The organism is uncultured Dokdonia sp. (assembly GCF_947492815.1).
In the GTDB taxonomy this organism is placed as follows: Bacteria; Bacteroidota; Bacteroidia; order Flavobacteriales; family Flavobacteriaceae; genus Dokdonia.
The window spans coordinates 1-3,094 of the sequence record NZ_CANLOB010000060.1 but is presented as its reverse complement, the minus strand read 5'-3'; the positions used below and the strand labels follow the sequence as shown (position 1 = coordinate 3,094).

Below are 3,094 nucleotides of genomic sequence, written 5' to 3'. Positions count from 1 at the left end.
GAAATGTAATTTTTAGTTTTTTTCTCATTTAATTTTTTTGACTATTTGTAGAATGTTTAGGATAATTGGCTGTAACGGACTTGTGTATGAAACGTAGCGTGCAAAAAGACACTAACTTTTCGGATAAACACAGAGCCGAATTTTTATATTTTGTTTTTAATTTATCATTTTTTAAAAGCCAAATTAAAAATTTGGCGGATTTTATAAATATACACAAACCTTTCGATTAAGCACTTATTAGCTATGTTTTATACACCGTGTTGGCAAATCGTTTTTTTTATAAACAGCTACAACCAAATAAGTCAATTTCTTCATACCACAAGTAAATGATTTTATTTTTTTGATTAATCAAAATCAACGCTCGTGAAGGTGTGTCTAATTCGTTGTTAATTGGGAAAGTATCTGCGTAAATAAAATACAAATTATCAGTTCCTTTTATTTTAGCAAATGTTTTTTGAAGTTCTTGGCTATTTGGACAATCAAGACATTCTTTTTTGTAATCACTTTTTATGAGCGAATCTATTCTTTTGTTATTCTCAAAAACTAAATCTATTTTGTATGGACTACTAAAAATTAAACTATCATTTTTAGTGATATTAGTTGTGTCAATAGAATATTCGTAATATTCTAGGCATTCATCTATGTAAGTCCCTAATTCTAGAATTTTGGTAGAATCAATTTTACTTGTCGTATAATAATTTATTTTTGGTTTAGAATTATTTTCGATTACAGAATTCAGAAGCATTGGGTAAAACCTAATCTTTCCAAAATGTTCCATTGTATTATTTGTAATTGTATCAAATTTTTCGATTAATTCCATTTCCTTTGAGACAGAGATAAATTTATTGTCAATTTTCTCATACTTTGGAAAAGATAAAATTCCAATTTCAGAATCTGATAATCTAAAAATTGGTGATAGAACATTCTTGAAAACTAAATTATTTTCTTTCTGAGACTTTAAAGCATTTAGAAAATTTAAATTATTTTCAGACAGAGTTTTTTTTGAGATTATTTCATTTATATATTCTGCTTTCAAACTGTCACTTGTAAATCTATCTTTCCAATATTCGTCACAGTCTGTAACTTTATTATTGACTTTAGGTAAGTCGGTTTGAAGTTGTTCGATTTTTTTTTCAGTGTGTTTCTTTTCTGAAATAATATGCTTTTCAATAACTATTTCTTTTCCTTGCTTTGAGTCTTTGCAAGAACTAAGTATGATTAATGTAAGTAATATTATGATTTTGTACTTCATTTTAAATGTTTGCCAACGGTTTCGTATAACCGTCAGTTACGGGTTAAATTAGCGATTATTTTAGGTTTAGCACAGACTTTAGCAATTCCGAGTGGATTCGGACGTAGTTGAATCCGCCGTAATTGCGGTTATACATTGTTGTGCAACGTATTTTTAATCCCACCAAAAATATAATCGTTTACTTTTTTCCATTTTCTCTTTCAGTTTTTCAACTGTGTCAGTTCCTTGCTCTACAATATCTGGGCAAAATTTATAACATTCTTTTGCCAATAATTCCCAATCCACAGAATCTGCTGTAATTTCAAATTCGCACCAATCATTGTCAGCTCCAACATATTCAAGTTTTAGCTTTTTGTCAAAATATTTGAGTATCGATATTACAGAATCGTTCTCAATTCCGTAATTAATTCCGCTTGTTCTTTGGTATTTAATTGGATCAAATTTATTCTCGCTTTTTATGATTGCCAGTTTATCAGGTTCAAATCCGAAGTTTTTTTCCGCAATCATAATCTCATATAATTTTCTTTGGATTTTGGGTCTGATTTCGTGAATTATGTCGATTGCATTTTGGTCTTTCCTTAAATTGATATAAACTCCAGGAATTAATACTGTTTTTCCGTTTGGCCGATTTTCGTCGAACATTTGTTCCATTGGGTCAAATGCTGGGTCGTCAATTAAAATAATTCCGCCCATATGAGTCCGTAAATGTCTTGGTAAAGTGTCCGAATGTTTTGCCAATAACTTAATCGCAAATAAATCGATTCCGCTTTCTTGTGAAAGTTTCACTAAATCTTCTGTTTCGGGTGGTTTGAACTTTTTCGGACGCTTATACTTTTTACTTTCACAAGAACTGAAAGTCAAAAGTAAAATCAATATTTGCAGCGTTTTTGTCATATGTTGCACAACGGCTTGTGTATGAAACGTAGCGTGTAAAAGGCACTAGCTTTTAGGATTAACACAGAGCCGAATTTTTATATTTTGTTTTTAATTTTACTCTTTTAAAAACCAAATTAAAAATTTGGTGGACATTCTAAATATAAATAAATCTTTCGGTTAAATACTGATTAGCTATGTTTTATACACCATGTTACCCAAAGTTTTCATTCGCTTATGAGAAATCAGGACTGTAAATTTCGTGCTTTAGATTAAATTCACTTTCTAAGTATTCAATAGTTGTTTTACAAATAGTTTCATTACTTAATGAAACTAACATTTCTTTTTGAGTATGCTTATTATTTAAAAGGGTCACATCAAAAGCATTAAATTCTAAAGCCATATCAGGCTGTGCAGCGGAAAACCAAGCCATTTTTTGATTTCGTTTAAACTTCAATATCGCCACTTTTGTTTTGTCAGATAAGTTAATTTTCTTTTTCAATATCAGTTTATTCATAAAGAACAACCCTCGATATAAGTCTGAGTTTTGTTTTAATAACCCTCGTTTTGTAAAAGCCAAACAAACCATTGATGTGTATATCAAAATGAATATTAATAATATTAAATATCCTTTACTATTTAAGTCCATTCTCAGCAAAAAGAATATTGTAATAATGAAAGGAGCTCCAATTGATAGTGTTATATGTATTTTTTGATGTGATGTAAATCGGCTTTCTAATATTAGATTTTTCGGCATTTCTTTAATTTTGGGTAACGTGTTTGTGTATGATTTCGTTGCGTGTTTCAGTAACTAAATTAGCAAATACAAACCAAATAGAAAATCCGCCAGGATTTTCGTAAGTAGGCGAGTACTAGCAATGAATTATACACATTGTTGCCACTAGTACTTTTTAAGTTTAAAAGAATTTAGACAAATAATCAATTCTTTCTTGATTGTTAATTATTTCG

Annotated in this window: 3 protein-coding genes; all 3 read right to left on the bottom strand. The window is 29.4% G+C overall.

Features of this window, described 5'->3' with window-relative positions; translation table 11 throughout:
* Window positions 1–277 precede the first annotated feature (277 nt).
* The 3 genes from Q1A01_RS23460 to Q1A01_RS23450 all read right to left on the bottom strand — a co-directional run bounded on the left by Q1A01_RS23460 (window position 278) and on the right by Q1A01_RS23450 (window position 2,882).
* On the bottom strand, window positions 278–1,252 hold the full coding sequence (locus tag Q1A01_RS23460) for a hypothetical protein (protein WP_299685967.1): 975 nt from the start codon (window positions 1,250–1,252) through the stop codon (window positions 278–280).
* 153 nt (window positions 1,253–1,405) lie between these two features.
* The gene (locus tag Q1A01_RS23455; protein ID WP_299685964.1) at window positions 1,406–2,146 is read right to left on the bottom strand and encodes a DUF4253 domain-containing protein; all 741 of its coding nucleotides are present in this window, start codon (window positions 2,144–2,146) and stop codon (window positions 1,406–1,408) included.
* Window positions 2,147–2,360: 214 nt separating this feature from the next.
* Window positions 2,361–2,882 carry a hypothetical protein gene (locus Q1A01_RS23450; protein WP_299685962.1) on the bottom strand — a complete coding sequence of 174 codons (522 nt, stop codon included), beginning with the start codon at window positions 2,880–2,882 and terminating at the stop codon, window positions 2,361–2,363.
* Window positions 2,883–3,094 lie beyond the last annotated feature (212 nt).

Bases quoted from the DNA above. Each gene is read 5' to 3' on its own strand.
- Q1A01_RS23450 (WP_299685962.1), bottom strand. From the start codon at position 2,882: ATGCCGAAAAATCTAATATTAGAAAGCCGATTTACATCACATCAAAAA.
- Q1A01_RS23455 (WP_299685964.1), bottom strand. From the start codon at position 2,146: ATGACAAAAACGCTGCAAATATTGATTTTACTTTTGACTTTCAGTTCT.
- Q1A01_RS23460 (WP_299685967.1), bottom strand. From the start codon at position 1,252: ATGAAGTACAAAATCATAATATTACTTACATTAATCATACTTAGTTCT.